The sequence below is a fragment of the Methylococcus sp. EFPC2 genome, from assembly GCF_016925495.1.
In the GTDB taxonomy this organism is placed as follows: Bacteria; Pseudomonadota; Gammaproteobacteria; order Methylococcales; family Methylococcaceae; genus EFPC2.
Genome location: NZ_CP070491.1, coordinates 1785911 through 1801555 on the forward strand (window position 1 = coordinate 1785911; position 15645 = coordinate 1801555).

Here is a 15645-nt window from a genome sequence, read left to right on the forward strand (position 1 = left end):
AGCGAAGCCGCTTTCCAGGCCATCATCCGCCATCTACCCCGACCCAGCCTTGTCCTTGCAGCCGACCGAAACCACCGAACCGCTGTTACGCGCCCTAGACCTCGAGTGTTTGCGCGGCGACAACCTGCTGTTCGAAGCACTGAGCTTCGTCCTGCACGGCGGCCAGCTGCTGCAGATCGAAGGCGCCAACGGCAGCGGCAAGACCAGCCTGCTGCGCATCCTGGCGGGCTTGAGCCGCGCCAGCGCGGGCACGGTGCTTTGGCGAGGCGTCGACATCGAAGAGCGGCGCGCCGATTATTTTTCCGCCATGGCCTACCTGGGCCATGCCTTGGGCATCAAGGGCGAATTGTCGGCGCTGGAAAACCTGAAAGTAGCCCTGGCCCTGAGCGGCGTTGCCTACACCCCCGCAACGCTTTATGAGGCACTGGCGCGGACCGGTCTGGAAGGACGCGAACACATCCCGGCCCGTGCGCTGTCGGCCGGACAGAAACAACGCGTCGCGATGGCCCGTTTGCTGGCCTGCCCGGCCCGTCTGTGGATCATGGACGAACCCTATACCGCGCTGGACGTGGACGGCATCGCCCTGCTGCGCGAACTGCTGGAAGCCCACCTGGCCCAGGGCGGGCTGGTGGTGCTGACCTCGCACCAGGCGGTGGAGGTGCGTGGCGACGTGGTCAAACTGAGACTGTCATGAACGGATTATTCACCGCCTGCTCCGCCCTGCTCAAACGCGACCTGATGCTGGCCTTCCGCCACCGCGGCGAGCTGGCCAATCCCCTGCTCTTCTTCCTGATGATCGTGACGCTGTTTCCCTTAGGGGTCAGCCCCGAAGCCGAGCTGCTGCGCCGCATCGCGCCGGGGGTGATCTGGATAGGCGCGCTGCTGGCCGCGCTGTTCTCGCTGGAAAGCCTGTTCCGCGGCGATTTCGAGGACGGCGCGCTGGAACAGATGCTGCTGAGTCCGCACCCGCTTTCCGCCCTGGTCCTGGCCAAGGTGCTGGCGCACTGGCTGGTGAGCGGCCTGCCCATGCTGCTGCTGGCGCCTTTGCTGGGCCTGCTGCTGGCCATGCCAACGACCGGCATCCAGACGATGGAGATCACCCTGGCGCTGGGCACGCCCCTGCTCAGCCTGATCGGCGCGATCGGCGTCGCCCTCACCGTGGGCCTCAAGCGCGGCGGCATCCTGCTGACCCTGCTCATCCTGCCGCTCTACATCCCGGTCCTGATCTTCGCCACCAACGCCGTCACCGCGGCGGCGGCCGGTCTGCCGGTTGAAGGGCAGTTCTATTTCCTCGCGGCCCTGCTGGCCCTGGCGCTCACTCTGGCGCCCGTGGCCATCGCCGCCTCTTTACGTATCAGCGTGAGTTGAAACCATGTGGCTGTTTTTCCATAAACTCGCTTCACCCAAATACTTTTACGATCTAGCCGGCAAGTTCATACCCTGGCTGGGCACTCTGTGCCTGATCGCTTTTCTGTCGGGGCTCTATCAGGGACTGTTCGTCGCCCCGCCGGATTACCAGCAGGGCGAGAGCTACCGCATCCTCTTCGTGCACGTGCCCTCAGCCTGGATGTCCATGTTCGTCTACACCTTCATGGCCGTGCTGAGTGCGATCAACCTGATCTGGAACATCAAGCTCGCCGACGTGATGGTGCGCAGTTCCGCCGCGCTCGGCGCCTCGTTCACCTTCCTGACACTGGTCACGGGATCCTTGTGGGGCAAGCCGATGTGGGGCGCCTGGTGGGTGTGGGATGCCCGGCTGACCTCCGAGCTGATCCTGCTGTTTCTCTACCTGGGCTACATCGCCCTGGTTTCCGCCATCGAAGACCCACGGAGCGCGGCGCGCGCCGGTGGAGTCTTGATCCTGGTCGGCGCGGTCAACATCCCCATCATCCACTACTCCGTGGAATGGTGGAGCACCCTGCATCAAGGACCTACGCTCACCAAGATCGGCAAGCCCAGTGTCCATGTCAGCATGCTGATCCCCTGGCTACTCATGTTCGCGGGCTTCCAGCTTTATTACTTTACAGTCGTGCTGATACGCGCCCGTACCGAAGTGCTGGAGCGGGAGCGGCGCAGCGCCTGGGTGCAGGAATTGTTCGGCAAATGAGCGCCGGTCGACCGACGTTTTTCATGCGACCCGATTTACCCGACACTATGCCTATCTCAACCCGACGCCCTGGTAAACCATGATCGCCTATCCCCAAATCGACCCGGTCGCCATCAGTCTGGGACCGCTCAAGATCCACTGGTACGGCCTGATGTACGTGATCGGCATTTCCGGCGCCTGGTGGCTGACCAAGCGTCAGGCGCGGCTGGGGCGGGTGGATTTGAGCGAACAGCAGGTCGAGGATCTGATCTTCTATTGCGCGCTGGGCCTGATACTGGGCGGGCGGCTGGGTTACACCCTGTTCTACAACCTGCCGGCGTTTCTCAACGATCCGGCCATGATCCTGCGTATCTGGGAAGGCGGCATGTCCTTCCACGGCGGCATGCTGGGGGTGTTCGCGGCCATGCTGTGGTTCGGCCGCAAGATCGGGAAGTCATTTTTCGAGCTGTCCGACTTCATCGCCCCCTACGTCCCCATAGGCCTGGGCGCCGGACGCATAGGCAACTTCATCAACGGCGAGCTGTGGGGTCGGGTCACCGACCTGCCGTGGGGTGTGGTTTTCCCGGACGCCGGCCCGGAACCGCGCCATCCCTCGCAGATCTACGAAGCGCTGCTGGAAGGCGGGGCGCTCTATCTCGCCCTGTACTGGCTGAGCCGCGGTCAACCGCCGCGGCGGGCGATTTCCGGATGGTTTCTGCTGCTTTACGGCCTGTTCCGCTTCGGCGTGGAATTCGTCCGCCTGCCCGACGCCCACATCGGCTACCTGGCTTTCGGCTGGCTGACCATGGGCCATGTGCTGACCCTGCCGATGATCGTCTTCGGTGCGGGCCTTATCGCCTGGGCCTATCGCCAAGCCGAGGCCAGGCGGCCTTAACTCGGCACGCTCAGACCGCGAGCTGCAACTCCGCCAGCCGCGCATACAGGCCGCCTGACCGCAGCAGTTCGGCGGCGGTGCCCTGCTCCACGATACGCCCCTGCTCCATCACCACGATGCGGTCGACGCGCTGCACCGTGGCAAGCCGGTGCGCGATGACCAGCGTCGTGCGGCCGCGCATGGCGGCTTCCAGCCCTTGCTGCACCCAGCGCTCGGATTCGGCGTCCAAGGCCGAGGTAGCCTCATCCAACAGCAGCAGCGGCGCGTTCTTGAGGATGGCCCGCGCGATGGCGATACGCTGACGCTGTCCCCCGGATAACCGGACGCCGCGCTCGCCGAGGAAGGTGCGATACCCTTCGGGCAGGCGAGCGATGAATTCGTCGGCCAGCGCGGCGCGGGCGGCGGCCAGAACCTCCTCGTCGGATGCATCGGGCCGGCCGTAACGGATGTTGTCCAGGGCATCGGCGGAGAAGATCACCGGATCCTGCGGCACCACCGCGATCGCTCCGCGCAAATCCTTCAGTGCCAAGCTCCGCACGTCGACGCCGTTGAACCTCACCGCACCCTCGCCGGCGTCGTAAAAGCGCTGCACGAGCTGGAATACCGTGGTCTTGCCGGCACCGGACGGCCCCACCAGGGCGACCGTCTCGCCGGCCGCGATTTCGAGGGTAAAATTTTCCAGCGCCGGCGTGTGGGGCCGCGAGGGATAGTGGAACGACACCCCCTCGAATCCCACCCGCGCGCGGCCCGGTGCGGGCAACGGCTCTGGCACGGGCGGCGTGACGATGGGCGATGCGGTGTGCAGCAACTCCATCAAGCGTTCGGTGGCACCGGCCGCGCGCATCACGTCGCCCCAGACTTCCGCCAGCGTGCCCGAGGCGCCTGCGACGATCACCGCGTACAGCACGAAGGACGTCAACTGGCCGCTGCTCATGCCGCCGCCGGCCACCGCCCGGGCACCCAGCCAGAGCACGAAGAGGATGGCGCCGAACACCGCGGCGATCAGCAGCGCGGTCAGCATCGAGCGCAGGCGCGCCCGCTTCATGGCCGAGCGGAAGGCATTTTCCACCGACTCGGCGTAGCGGCGGGATTCGATAGCCTCGTGGGTATAGGCCTGGACCGTGGCCGCGGCGTTCAGGATTTCCCCGGCGATGGCCGAGGCGTCGGCGACGCGGTCCTGCGATTCGCGTGAAAGCCGGCGCACGCGCCGCGCCAGCACGATCAGCGGCAGGATCACGCCGCCCAGCAGCCCCAGGGTGATACCGAACAGCCTGAGGTCGGTCACCGCCAGCATCGCCATGCCGCCGGCCGCCTGGAACAGGCTGCGCAAACCCATGGAAACGGAAGAACCGACCACCGTCTGCACCAGCGTCGCATCGCCGGTCAGGCGCGACAAGACCTCGCCGGTCTGCAAGGTCTCGAAAAACTGCGGCGGCTGCTGCAAGACCCGCGCATAGACGGCGCCGCGCAGATCCGCCGTGACCCGCTCGCCCAGCCAGTTCACCACGTAATAGCGGGCGGCTACCGCCACGCCCCAGACCACGCCCAGACCGAACAGGGCGAGGAAATACACTCGCGCCGTCGACGCGGAGGCATGACCTCCCTCCCCGCGCAGGAAGCCCAGGTCGATGACCTGGCGAAAACCGGCGGGTACCGCCAGCAGCGATCCCGAGGCCAGGCACAGCAAGAGGAAGGCCAATAGCACGCGCCAGCGATAAGGCTTGAGGAAGGGCAGCAGGGCCCTCAGGGTGGAGAGTTTGCGCGGCGGGGTCCCGCTCGTCTCCTGCGGATAAGAACGATCAGCCAAGCAAGGCCCTCCCCAGGCGCACCACGGCGGCGGCCACGGACTGCACGGCCGCCTGCTGCCGGGGGTCGATCAGTTCGCCGGCCTCGTCGAACAAGGTATGGGCGTTGCCCAGGGCGACCTGCTCCGGCACGACGATCAGCCCCAGATTGGCCAGATACTGGCGGGCAAGCGGAAGACCGCGTATGCCGCCCAGGGGACCGGGCGAAGCGGCGACCAGACCCGCCGGCTTGCCGCGCAGGAACACCAGCCCCGAGCTGCCGAGGTTTCCCGGCACGGGCCGGGACAGCCAGTCCAGGGTGTTTTTCAACAGCGGGGTGGGGAATCCGTTGTACTCGGGACTCGCGATCAGGAAGCCGTCGTGCTCGCCGGCCAGCACCTGCAAACGGGCCGCGGCTTCCGGCAGTCCCTGCTCCGCTTCCAGATCGCCGTTGTAAAGCGGGAGGACGAACTCGGCCAGATCGAGCTCGGTGACCTCGGCGCCCGCCTCGCGGGCATGGCGGCTGAGGACGCGCAGGGCTTTCTGGTTGAGGGACTCACGGCGGGCGCTGCCGGCAAAGGCGAGCAGGCGTAGGGTAGGCATGACTGATTCCTTGTGATGTCGAGTCGAAAGAAGCAGATTACTCGGAATACCGGCGGAAGACATCCTTGCGCGGCACCCGCGCAAGGCCCGGTCGAGGCCCCCTGCCCTCCCTCCGCCCGCACGCGCGACCGGTTTTTTGTTACCTTGTACGGGGCTTTTCCGGCCCTAGGGCCGAGACGCGTTGCTATGCGTAGTTTTTTCTCTTCGTTTTCGCAGGCTGGGCTGAAAACATGAAGTACAAAGACTATTACAAGTGCCACTTCCGCCCCCTTCAAAGACCCTCCTAAACACTTGATTAGTCTGATGCATTAGCATCATCTAACTTTCAAAAACTGCCTGAAACTTCCATAATAGTGCTGACATGGGATTTCGGTATGTCAATCTGCAAACTCTCCAAGCCGGTCGTAAAGAACGCGGAATCGCCCCAGGTGGGAACGTCTGACCATAGGCGAGGCTACCGGGTCATCTGGGATTCAGAGACACCAGGCTTCGGCCTGATCGTCACCAACAAGGGCATCAAGTCTTATATCGTACGTGCCCGTATCAAGGGCAAGGAAAGGCGGCACACCTTGGGCCGATCTGCCGTGCTGGGGCCGGACGTGGCGCGTGACTTGGCTCGCGCCTGGCTGGGCAAGATTGCCGAGGGACGCGACCCGGTGGAGGAAAAGCGCCTTGACGCTGTTTCAGGCATCACGCTGCGGCAAGCAATGGAGACTTATTGTGCTTCTGGCAGACCCAGAGAAAGCACACAAGAGCTCGTGCGGGCGCGTTTCACCTCCAGGCTTGTGGTGTGGCTCGATCTACCGCTTATCCGCATCAACGAGGACATGGTAGAGCGGCGCTTTCTCGACATTGGCGAGGAAACTCCAGCCGACGCGAATATCACCTTCCGTTATTTCCGCGTGGTCTGGAATTTCGCCAAAATCCGCACGGAAGACAGCACCGGTAAGGCGATGTTGCCCGATTGCCCGACGCGCAGACTGACCAAGGGCAAGCTATGGAAGCCTGACATCCGGCGCAAGCGGGCCGTGTTGCCGCACCAGTTGCCGGCGTTTATCCAGGCTGTGGATGCTCTGCCTGACGAGAAAGCACGGCTGTTTTTCAAGTTCATCCTGCACACCGGATGCCGTGCATCCGAGGCCGCTGGATTGCTACGGAAAGACATTGACCACCGGGCCGGCGCGGTTCACTTCATCGGCACTAAGAGCCGAAGCAATCCCGAGTTCTCGTTTCCGGCATCCAGGCAACTGCTGGAAGTCATACGGCAGGCGGAAGAGGTGGGCATTGGGGATTACCTGTTCGGAGACCTGGCCGGCAACGAGCGGGACAACCCGTTCGCGCACGAGGTCACGCTATTGAGCAAAGCCTACGGCAAGTTCGGCCCGCACGATCTGCGGCGAACTTACATCAGCATGGGCAATCTGGCCAGCGTGCCAGAGATAGCCCTAAAAAAGCTGGTGAATCACTCCCAGAAAGCCAACGTCACCGCCGGCTACGACGCCGCGGACCTGGCCATGCTGAAGCCGCACGCGCAACGCATATCAGATTTGATCGAATCGCACCTACACAGTGCGGACGTGATATCCATCAAGCGGGCAGGTTGAGGTATGAATATCTGAACAGTGTTCAATCCGGCGATATGCCGGTAATCCCGACCAGGGCGGGCTATCCCTGGAAACTGAGCAGGCCGGCCGGTGTTGCATGAAGGTCCGGCCTCGATTTGCGGCGTTGTAATAAGAATCTGGACCGATGAACATGGAGAAACTATGAAAAAAACATACCCCGCAATTTTCTTGATTTTTTTGAGTGCTTGCACAGCCACAAGCGGTGTAATGGAAGCAGAGAATGGGGTTTATTTGATTTCCGCCCAAGGCTCCGCCTACTGTGGCGGTACGGCCTGCGCTAATGAGGCCGCTTATGATGAAGCCCAAAGCTTCTGCAAGAAGAAAGGCGCTAGGGCCGTTTTGCTTTCACAGGAAGAACGCGAAGTCGATATGGCATCCGGTTTCGCATCCTGGGGCACTTATGGCGGGGTCGCATCTGGGGGCGCGTATCCAGCCGGCAATGCCAGGCTGCGCTTTAAATGCGCGACAAATTGATAAATCTATCTCCACGCCTAGTCCGGCCAGACGAAAAGCGGACACCTTCACCGCCTGGCGTGGTTCCTATCTTGAAGGTCTGAGCCTGGAAGGGGGCGCGATGAACGATCTACGCAAGGCTTTAACGGAAGCCTTGTCCGCTGCGAAAGCTGCCGGCGACCGACCTTATGACGGCATTTTAGGTACGCTCCCTGATTGGTTCCCCTCGGCTGCCGTCCACGAATTTCAAACCCTGCGTGCTGACTTGCTTGCCGACGGATATTCGCCGGACGAGCTGCGCGGCTATCTGGCCGACATGGTAGAAATTCAAGAACAGGCCATAAGCAGCCCTGACGAAAACGGTTATTTCCGTCCGGCAACCCCGGTTGATATTTGGGGGAAGGTAAGCACTCTGGCAACCTTTTTCCGTGCCGCGCAAATGGAGATGAAGGCCGGGCTTGCGTTAATTATTGGCAAGGACAGTGCTGCGCATTTATTGAGAGGTAAGAAAATCCAGAAAGGGGCAAAGGCGGGGCATGAGCTGACTCATGGCACGCCGAAAGAAAAAGCCCAGAAATGGGCCGATTATCAAGCGTTTATAGAAAACAAATACGCCAACAATCAGAGTCTCACATACTCTGACCTTCAAAAGTTAGCGGCGGCGCATTTCCGCGTTTCCGCAAAGACCATTCAGCGGAACACGTCCAACCCTAGAAAAACTTAGGACACTGCCGGCCACTGTCCTATTTGAATTTCTCCATCCTGTCAGCAACTTCCCGGCCGGGAAGTCCAACCGAACAGGATGGCCATGAAACGCTCACACACCCGAACGCCCCCAACCCCTGCGCTTCCCTACGTCGAAGCGGCAAAGATGCTTGAAGCCGCGCCCGACCTCGCCCCGCTACCGCCCGCGTGCGTGGCGGCGCTGCTGAACAAGAAGACCGTAAACGCGCTGGACAAAATGCGCTCACAAGGACGCGGGCCGAAGTTCATCAAGCTGGGGCATCGCGTAGCCTATCCCGCTGGCGATCTGCGTAAGTTCCTTGCCGGGCTACAGCGTCGTCAGGTTGCGTGAGGTCGGCGCAATGATCGAAGCCAGCCAGCAACCGACCTACCCCTTCGACTGGGGCAAGCCATCGCGGCAGACCCATGCGCCGAAACGGAAATGGAGCCTGAAACGCAAAGCGCGCCAGGCCGCACGCTTGACGATGAGCGGCACCAGCCCGCACCATATACCCACCGCTCCACATGAGCGGTCCGGGATTGGCGTCCTGGAAGAAAGAGCGTTAAAGGCGCTCGTCACACAGCGTCTTTTTTTACGCGCGGAATCTCATCATGGTGAGCCGTGCGTAGGCAGTCGCAAGACTGGCCGGTCTCTTTCCCGGTACGCCAACCTGCGCACGGTTCGCCACCACCTTGATTGGCGTCGAGGTGGGGCGATTGCATCACGCAATCCGAAAGAGGTTCCAACCATGAACACCCCTAGCAAGGGCGTAATCCGCCCGCAATTCCCCCGCCCCCGAGAACTTCACAGCCTGGAACGCGCCCTCAAGGCGTTCGTACAGGAGGCCCGTGACGTGGCCGATACCGCCTATACGCTGGAAGTCGATCATCATGGTCAACTGCCGCAATTGGACGATATCGCCGCGAATATGAGCGAGGCCCTAAGCCTGATCGAGCGGTCGCATGGTCTGGCGTTCGAGGCCTGGCGCACTGCTTGCGAAGCGGAAGCCGGTCACCAGAGAGGGAACTGAGATGAACTCGAAGCAGAACAAGCAGGCAAAAGACTCTATTGACCAAATGATAAGCAGCATCCTCGACCAGTACCCGCCGACACAGACACGACACGCCTTACTCAAAAAGGCCCGGCGGTTCGCCGATGAACTGATCGGCAACGCGGCCGACGGCGCGCTCACACTGGAGCGCCATGAATTGGTAGATAAGCTGGTGGAAGCCTTTTTTGCCGGCGCGGATGAAGGAGGCTGTGCATGAGGCCAGAAACGCAAAGGCCCCGTCCGGTCCGGCAACCGGACGAGGCCACATTCCAAAATCGACGACCCAAGTTTACCACCACCTCAAGCCCAATCGGCAATTTGCTGTCACGACTGGATGGTGTCCGTCAAACGGACCGCGAAGACCGCAAATTTCTTGCGCGCTGCCCGGCGCACGACGACCGCAGCCCAAGCCTAGGGATTCGCGAAACCGACGACGGGCGCGTGCTGCTCAAGTGCTGGGCCGGATGTAGCTTTGAACAGATAACCAGCGCAATCGGCTTATCCGTGTCCGATCTCTTCCCAGTAAGACATGGGCGCGACTTCGACCCAAACGCACCCAAGCCGAGAAGACCCAAGTTTTCGGCGTATGAGCTGCTGCCCTTGGTTATCACCGAAGCCATGGTATTGGCGCTTGCCTATCGTGAGCTCGCCCACGGCGGCACATTGTCTGACGCCGATCTGGAGCGCGCTGAACTGGCAGAGCACGCCGTTATGGGCGCGTGGGCGGAGGTGAAGTGCTATGGGTAGCGCGCTCCTAGAAAAGCTCGATGCGCTGGCCACGGATGGCTCTAATCTCCCGGCATCGGTCGAATTGCTCAACGGCGCCGACATCAAGCCCGAGCCGATCCGCTGGGTGTGGCCGGGCTGGCTGGCGGCCGGCAAGTTCCACGTCTTGGCCGGCGCACCAGGGACCGGCAAGACCAGCATCGCGCTTGCCCTGGCGGCGACGATCACCGCGGGCGGCCGCTGGCCGGACGGCACGCGGGCCGCTTTCGGTAACGTCATGATCTGGTCAGGCGAGGATGACGCGGCCGATACCTTGGCACCTCGTCTGATCGCATCCGGCGCGGATATGAGCCGCGTGTTCTTCGTGGGCAGTGTCCGCGAGGCTGGCGAGTCCCGACCGTTCGACCCGTCGAGCGACCTGGAGACACTCACGAGAGCGGCGGCGAAGATTGGCGACGTCTCTTTGTTGATCGCCGACCCCGTCGTGTCGGCCGTGGCCGGTGATTCTCACAAGAACACCGAGGTTCGGCGCGGCCTACAACCGCTGGTAGACCTGGGCGCTAGGCTTCGGTGCGCGGTCTTGGGCATTAGCCACTTCACGAAAGGCACAGCCGGTCGCGACCCCGTGGAGCGTGTCACGGGCTCCATTGCCTTCGGTGCGCTGGCTCGAGTCGTCCTGGCGGCTGCCAAGCTGCCCGACGATCACCCGGACGGGCCGGGGCGCATCTTCTGCCGCTCAAAGTCCAACATTGGGCCGGATGATGGGGGGTTTCGCTATGACCTGCGCCAGTCCGAGCTTGAAGCTCACCCCGGCATATTTACTTCGTCCGTGCTTTGGGGCGATGCCATGGAGGGGAGCGCTCGCGAGCTGCTGGGGCAGGCCGAGCAGTCGGCCGACCCAGCGGCGCGAAGCGAACTTGACGACGCCTTGGAGTTTCTGGAGAACCTCCTTTCTGATGGGCCTGTGCCGTCAAAGATCGTTCGCGCGGATTGCGAGGGAGCCGGGCACAGTTGGGCAACCGTTCGTCGGGCGCAGAAGGTTTTAGGTGTCGAAGCAACCCGCGATGGCGGGATCGGAAATGCGGGAAAGTGGACATGGAGACTTCCACCGAAGACGCCTAAGGCGCTCAAAGAAAACCTAACATGCTCACAAAAAAGCGTGAGCATGTTAGAAAAATCTGAGCACCTTAGGGGCGAAATCATCGGCGACGCGGAGGTGTTCTGATGGTCACTTCCGTCCTTGCCGAACTCCATTCCATGGGGCTGACCATCACCACAGATGGCCGTCATCTCACCGTCACCCCGGCATCAAAAATCACCGACGAAACACGCCAACTGATCCGGGCGCATCGTGACGAACTCCTGGCAGGACTGGTGCCACCCGCAAACGAAGACCCGATCTTCTGGCGCGTCGAAATCCGCACCCCAAACGGCCGCCGCTTCGAGATCGACGCGCCGTCAGGCGTGAGCCTCGCGGATGCCGAACGCTGGGCGGTTGAGGACTTCGGTCCTGGCTGCAACGTGGCGGGGCTGGTGCTGCTGGAAGACGCCTACCGGGAAGAGCCGTTGCCGGGTAACGGGCTGCCTGTCGTCCGCTGTAGCGACTGCAAGCACGCTACCACCACCGACCATGCCGCCCTGATCGACTGCGCGGCGCTGGTGCCTTCTCCGGCAGCGGCTGGGCCGTACCGGAGGTGGGCGAGCGATCAACACGTTTGCACAAAATTTGAGGTAACCCAATGATTGAAAAATTCCTGCTTTGGATTTCCCGGTATTTGAAATGCCTGATCGACCCCGAGCCGTTTTTCGAGACCTATTTCATTCTGCCCGGCGTGGTACTGCATCACTTCGTGGCACCTGACCCGGAACAGGGCTTTCACGTTCACCCCTGGAAGTGGAGTATTTCCATCATGCTGACCGGCGGGTATCGGGAAGAAATCTTTAACCCAACTGGGGAACATTGGACCCGCGACCGGCCTGCCGGCTCTCTTGCCGTTTGGGGGCCGAATTTCGCGCACCGGCTTGTTGGGATCCCTGGTAAGCCCTTCGGCGGCTGGTCGCTCTTCATCACCGGCCCGGTAATTCCCCGCCTGTTCAATTGGGGATACTTCGAGCGAGCAGGCGCATTCTGGTCTTTCCGACCCATGCATTATCCGAAACGCCTAGATTTGTCCAAGGCTGTCAGAGGACGGGAAAAGGCAAAATTCCTTACCGATATTCTGGGCGAGGGGAATTCATGAGCGGCAAATGGAGCTTTCACACAGACACCCCGGAAGCCTTATGGGCGGTGGACGAGGACGGCGGCGAGGGGATTATCGATTACGCGCTGTCTCGCGGCATGGATGAAGCCGTAGACCTGTTCCGCGACTGGTTGAAGGCGCGATGCCTGGAACGCCAGCGCGAGCGGGAAACCGCGTGGCGGCGGCAGAAATTTCGAGTGGTGGCGGGGGGCAGACCGCAAACAGGCCATGACTGATTGAAACATCAACTTGCGGAACAATAACCCATGGCATTCAAAAAAGGACAATCCGGCAACCCGGCCGGCAGACCACCAGGAACAACGCTGGCGGGCCGACTGCGCGAGGCGGTAGGAAAGGACTTCGACGGCATCGTGGAGGCGCTTGTGACCCTCGCAAAATCCGGCGACACCCAAGCGGCAAGCCTGCTGTTATCGCGTGTCGTGCCGGCAGTGAAGCCGATTCAGGAACCCGTCAAGGTGCCGATGGTAGGCGCTACGCTGACCGAAAAGGCTTGCGCCATCCTGGAGGCTGTAGCAGCCGGCGAACTGGCACCCGCCGATGCCAAGGCCTTGCTCGATGGCATCGGGCAAGTGGCCAAGATCACCGAAATTGATGAACTGACCAAACGTATCGACGCCCTGGAGGCGAAAGCATGAATATCAAGCAGCGAATTGCGAGCCTGGAAGCGGACGCCAACAAGACAGAATGGTATTCCCCGGTGGAAGACCTACCCCCGAAGCTGACCCAAGACGAATGGCTTGCCCACTTCGTCCGGGGTGAGCGCATCGACCGGCCGGACTTTTACGCATGGCTGGAAAGAACCGAGCACCATCAAGCCGAGAGGATTGCAAACCGATGACCAGCATTCACAGCCGCATCAAGTCCTTGGAGCAACGCCACGGGAACACTGAGTCGCTGCGCGTGGCCATTACCCGATTCAGCGCGGACGCGGAATTACCGCCTCCCGTCGAACAGCACTGCGTGAGCGTGACTTTCGTCAAGGCTGGACAATTTACCGACCCAAACCAGAGGATATGAAAATGCCCTTATACACAATTCACGACTTTTCCACGCCCGTTCAAGCCTTCGGCCTGGCGGACAGGGCGCGGCGGCGGATGGCCGATCAGCAAATGCTGAACGCAAACCAGCAGACTCAAACGGCCGAGCAAGCCAAGCCCAATGAGTGGGACCGTTTCGCCCAGGCGCTCGGCGGTATCGCGGCTCCCGGTCATCTGGCGCGGTCGATACAGTCGGGGGATCCGTTGGGCGCCATGATGAGCGTCAAGGCCATAAACGACTGGACGAAGTCGCTACAGCCTGGCGGCACGATGGCTCCCGAAGCCCTGAACCGGGGGATTGCTAAAACCGACTGGAACCCGTTCCCGAAATTCCAGTGGTAGCGGGAAAATACGACCATTTTGCTTCGAGGAATGAGGTCTGTATGTTCAACCTGAAAATACGTTTTCAACACGAAAGCAGGAGATAAATTATGGGCGGTGGAAGCGCACCAAAACAGCCCGATCCATATGCTACGGCGGCGGCGCAGGGCCAATGGAACCAGAAGACCGCGCTTTACAACAAGCAGTTGAACGCGGACAACGTGAGCGGCCCCCTGGGAGGCATCACGCAACGGAACATCGGCACGGCTGCCAATCCGCAATGGCAAATCAACCAAACGTTGAACCCGCAGATTCAACGGCAGCTCGACACCACGTTAGCCAACAACAACGCGTTGACCGACATCGCCGCCAGTCGCACCGGTGCGGTCAAGGACGCCTTCAGCAAGGGGCTAGGCTGGGATTCATTCGAGAACCCGCAGGCCAGCGAGGCATCCCGCCAGCAGACCATAGACGCGCTCTATGGCCAGGCGAAAAGCCGGCTGGACCCGCAATTCGCACAGGACCAGAACGCGCTTGAAACCAAGTTGGCCAATCAGGGCATCATGCAAGGCTCTGACGCCTACAAGACGGCCCTGGACAACTTCGGCCGGACGCGGAATGACGCCTACTCGACCGCGCTTAACAACGCCATCCAGGCCGGCGGACAGGAGCAATCCCGCCTGTTCGACTTAGGGATGAGCAAGCGCAACTCGCAGATTCAGGACGCGCTGACCGAACGCAACATGGCGGCCGGCGACATCCAACTTCTGCAAAGCCTGGCGCCGTTGCAATTGCCGGATTTCGCGGCGATGGGCGGAAGCGCCGGAAACTCGCAGTCGCAAATGGGCAATGTGGATATTGCCGGGCAAATTCAACAGAACTACGAGGCAGGCGTGGCTAAGGCGAACGCACAGACCGCGACGAGGAACCAAGCACTAAGCACGGGCGCCGCCACGGCCGCGACAATCGGGGCGGCCGTAATCCTATGATCGGCGGAAAACTTCCGCACCACACACCCGCCCGCCGTGGCGTTTTTTGTTACGCTGAAATCACTTTTTTTCATATTGTGCTGACATTTTGCTGACATAAATTTTTCGTCTATTTTTTCTCCTTAGTTTTCATATTCTTAGGAGGATTTTTGAAGTACAAAGACTATTACAAGACCATGGGCGTGGATCGAAAGGCCTCGGCCGACGAGATCAAGAAGGCCTACCGCAAGCTCGCCCGGAAATACCACCCGGACGTCTCCAAGGAAAAGGACGCCGAAGAGAAGTTCAAGGAAGTGGCCGAGGCCTACGAAACGCTCCATGATCCGGAAAAACGCGCCGCTTACGACCAGCTCGGCAGTTACCAGCCCGGACAGGATTTCCGGCCGCCGCCGGACTGGGAAAAACGCTTCGGCGACGCCCACTTCTCATTCGACGACATCGATCTATCGGATTTGTTCGCGGCCTTCACGGGGCGCCGGTCCGGCGGGACGGGCGGCAAGGTGAAGATACCCATGCCCGGCCAGGATTACGAAGTAAATGCCTACATCACGCTGGAAGACGCCTACGCCGGCACCGAACTGGCGCTGGACCTCACGGTTCCCGAATACGACGAACGCGGCTACGTCCATCGCCGCTCTAAGATCCTCAAGGCCCGCATTCCCAAGGGCGCGACGGACGGCCAGCGCCTGCGGCTTTCCGGCAAGGGCGGCAAGGGACTCAACGGCGGGACGGACGGAAACCTGTACATCAACATCAGCCTGCGCCCGCATGACTGGTTCCGCGTCAGCGGTCACGATCTCTACATCGACCTGCCCCTGGCGCCGTGGGAAGCGGTGTTGGGGACGACGGTGCGCGTGCCTACCCTGGGAGGGGATGTGAGGCTCAAGGTCCCGCCCGGCACACGGGCAGGCCAACAACTGAGAATTGCCGATCGCGGCCTGCCCAAACCGCATTCCGGCGCCGGCGACCTCTACGCCATCATACAGATCGTGGTTCCGACGGTCGTGAACGAAAAGGAAAAGGAATACTTCAAGGCCTTGGCCGAACACACCCATTTCAAGCCTCGCGCCCATTTCGAGCGGAGATGAGC

Annotated in this window: 23 protein-coding genes; 21 read left to right on the forward strand and 2 right to left on the reverse strand. The window is 61.5% G+C overall.

What is annotated here, in order from left to right:
* Positions 1-49: 49 nt before the first annotated feature.
* From ccmA to lgt, 4 genes are all read left to right on the forward strand, one after another.
* Positions 50-694, forward strand: coding sequence for a cytochrome c biogenesis heme-transporting ATPase CcmA (ccmA, locus tag JWZ97_RS07375; protein WP_240342527.1), 645 nt, complete (start codon positions 50-52; stop codon positions 692-694).
* On the forward strand, positions 691-1368 hold the full coding sequence (gene ccmB, locus JWZ97_RS07380) for a heme exporter protein CcmB (protein WP_205434133.1): 678 nt from the start codon (positions 691-693) through the stop codon (positions 1366-1368). Before ccmA ends, ccmB begins: the two co-directional genes overlap by 4 nt.
* Before the next feature lie 4 nt (positions 1369-1372).
* Positions 1373-2107 (forward strand): heme ABC transporter permease, encoded by a 735-nt coding sequence (locus JWZ97_RS07385; RefSeq protein WP_205434134.1) that lies wholly within the window; start codon positions 1373-1375, stop codon positions 2105-2107.
* A 79-nt stretch (positions 2108-2186) separates the two neighbouring features.
* Positions 2187-2981, forward strand: coding sequence for a prolipoprotein diacylglyceryl transferase (lgt, locus tag JWZ97_RS07390; protein ID WP_205434135.1), 795 nt, complete (start codon positions 2187-2189; stop codon positions 2979-2981).
* A gap of 10 nt (positions 2982-2991) precedes the next feature.
* Here the strand turns inward: lgt and JWZ97_RS07395 are convergent, their stop codons facing one another.
* Both JWZ97_RS07395 and JWZ97_RS07400 read right to left on the reverse strand, forming a co-directional pair.
* A complete protein-coding gene (locus tag JWZ97_RS07395; protein ID WP_240342528.1) occupies positions 2992-4788 on the reverse strand; it encodes an ABC transporter transmembrane domain-containing protein in 1797 nt (598 codons plus the stop codon).
* On the reverse strand, positions 4781-5368 hold the full coding sequence (locus JWZ97_RS07400; RefSeq protein ID WP_205434136.1) for an NADPH-dependent FMN reductase: 588 nt from the start codon (positions 5366-5368) through the stop codon (positions 4781-4783). The genes JWZ97_RS07395 and JWZ97_RS07400 overlap by 8 nt, the downstream gene beginning before the upstream one ends.
* 353 nt (positions 5369-5721) lie before the next feature.
* Between JWZ97_RS07400 and JWZ97_RS07405 the strand changes: the two genes are divergently transcribed.
* The 17 genes from JWZ97_RS07405 (at position 5722) to JWZ97_RS07485 (ending at position 15643) form a co-directional block, all read left to right on the forward strand.
* Positions 5722-6972, forward strand: coding sequence for an integrase family protein (locus JWZ97_RS07405; protein ID WP_205434137.1), 1251 nt, complete (start codon positions 5722-5724; stop codon positions 6970-6972).
* A gap of 162 nt (positions 6973-7134) precedes the next feature.
* Positions 7135-7467: a hypothetical protein gene (locus JWZ97_RS07410; protein WP_205434138.1), complete on the forward strand. Its 333-nt coding sequence runs from the start codon at positions 7135-7137 to the stop codon at positions 7465-7467.
* 100 nt (positions 7468-7567) lie between these two features.
* Positions 7568-8170, forward strand: coding sequence for a hypothetical protein (locus JWZ97_RS07415; protein ID WP_205434139.1), 603 nt, complete (start codon positions 7568-7570; stop codon positions 8168-8170).
* An 84-nt stretch (positions 8171-8254) separates the two neighbouring features.
* Complete coding sequence (locus tag JWZ97_RS07420) at positions 8255-8521, forward strand: hypothetical protein (RefSeq protein WP_205434140.1); 267 nt, start codon at positions 8255-8257, stop codon at positions 8519-8521.
* Positions 8522-8918: 397 nt separating this feature from the next.
* The gene (locus tag JWZ97_RS07425; RefSeq protein WP_205434141.1) at positions 8919-9200 is read left to right on the forward strand and encodes a hypothetical protein; all 282 of its coding nucleotides are present in this window, start codon (positions 8919-8921) and stop codon (positions 9198-9200) included.
* Position 9201: 1 nt separating this feature from the next.
* Positions 9202-9438 carry a hypothetical protein gene (locus tag JWZ97_RS07430; protein ID WP_205434142.1) on the forward strand — a complete coding sequence of 79 codons (237 nt, stop codon included), beginning with the start codon at positions 9202-9204 and terminating at the stop codon, positions 9436-9438.
* Positions 9435-9968: a hypothetical protein gene (locus JWZ97_RS07435; RefSeq protein ID WP_205434143.1), complete on the forward strand. Its 534-nt coding sequence runs from the start codon at positions 9435-9437 to the stop codon at positions 9966-9968. The genes JWZ97_RS07430 and JWZ97_RS07435 overlap by 4 nt, the downstream gene beginning before the upstream one ends.
* Complete coding sequence (locus tag JWZ97_RS07440) at positions 9961-11172, forward strand: AAA family ATPase (protein ID WP_205434144.1); 1212 nt, start codon at positions 9961-9963, stop codon at positions 11170-11172. The genes JWZ97_RS07435 and JWZ97_RS07440 overlap by 8 nt, the downstream gene beginning before the upstream one ends.
* Positions 11172-11690: a hypothetical protein gene (locus JWZ97_RS07445; protein ID WP_205434145.1), complete on the forward strand. Its 519-nt coding sequence runs from the start codon at positions 11172-11174 to the stop codon at positions 11688-11690. The genes JWZ97_RS07440 and JWZ97_RS07445 overlap by 1 nt, the downstream gene beginning before the upstream one ends.
* The gene (locus JWZ97_RS07450; protein WP_205434146.1) at positions 11687-12187 is read left to right on the forward strand and encodes a hypothetical protein; all 501 of its coding nucleotides are present in this window, start codon (positions 11687-11689) and stop codon (positions 12185-12187) included. The genes JWZ97_RS07445 and JWZ97_RS07450 overlap by 4 nt, the downstream gene beginning before the upstream one ends.
* Complete coding sequence (locus JWZ97_RS07455; RefSeq protein ID WP_205434147.1) at positions 12184-12423, forward strand: hypothetical protein; 240 nt, start codon at positions 12184-12186, stop codon at positions 12421-12423. The genes JWZ97_RS07450 and JWZ97_RS07455 overlap by 4 nt, the downstream gene beginning before the upstream one ends.
* A gap of 30 nt (positions 12424-12453) precedes the next feature.
* Positions 12454-12843 (forward strand): DUF5681 domain-containing protein, encoded by a 390-nt coding sequence (locus JWZ97_RS07460; protein ID WP_205434148.1) that lies wholly within the window; start codon positions 12454-12456, stop codon positions 12841-12843.
* The gene (locus JWZ97_RS07465) at positions 12840-13046 is read left to right on the forward strand and encodes a hypothetical protein (protein ID WP_205434149.1); all 207 of its coding nucleotides are present in this window, start codon (positions 12840-12842) and stop codon (positions 13044-13046) included. The genes JWZ97_RS07460 and JWZ97_RS07465 overlap by 4 nt, the downstream gene beginning before the upstream one ends.
* On the forward strand, positions 13043-13225 hold the full coding sequence (locus tag JWZ97_RS07470) for a hypothetical protein (protein ID WP_205434150.1): 183 nt from the start codon (positions 13043-13045) through the stop codon (positions 13223-13225). Before JWZ97_RS07465 ends, JWZ97_RS07470 begins: the two co-directional genes overlap by 4 nt.
* A 2-nt stretch (positions 13226-13227) precedes the next feature.
* A complete protein-coding gene (locus JWZ97_RS07475; protein WP_205434151.1) occupies positions 13228-13587 on the forward strand; it encodes a hypothetical protein in 360 nt (119 codons plus the stop codon).
* A gap of 89 nt (positions 13588-13676) precedes the next feature.
* Positions 13677-14555, forward strand: coding sequence for a hypothetical protein (locus JWZ97_RS07480; protein WP_205434152.1), 879 nt, complete (start codon positions 13677-13679; stop codon positions 14553-14555).
* A gap of 149 nt (positions 14556-14704) precedes the next feature.
* Positions 14705-15643 (forward strand): DnaJ C-terminal domain-containing protein, encoded by a 939-nt coding sequence (locus JWZ97_RS07485; RefSeq protein ID WP_205434153.1) that lies wholly within the window; start codon positions 14705-14707, stop codon positions 15641-15643.
* The last annotated feature ends 2 nt before the right edge of the window (positions 15644-15645 follow it).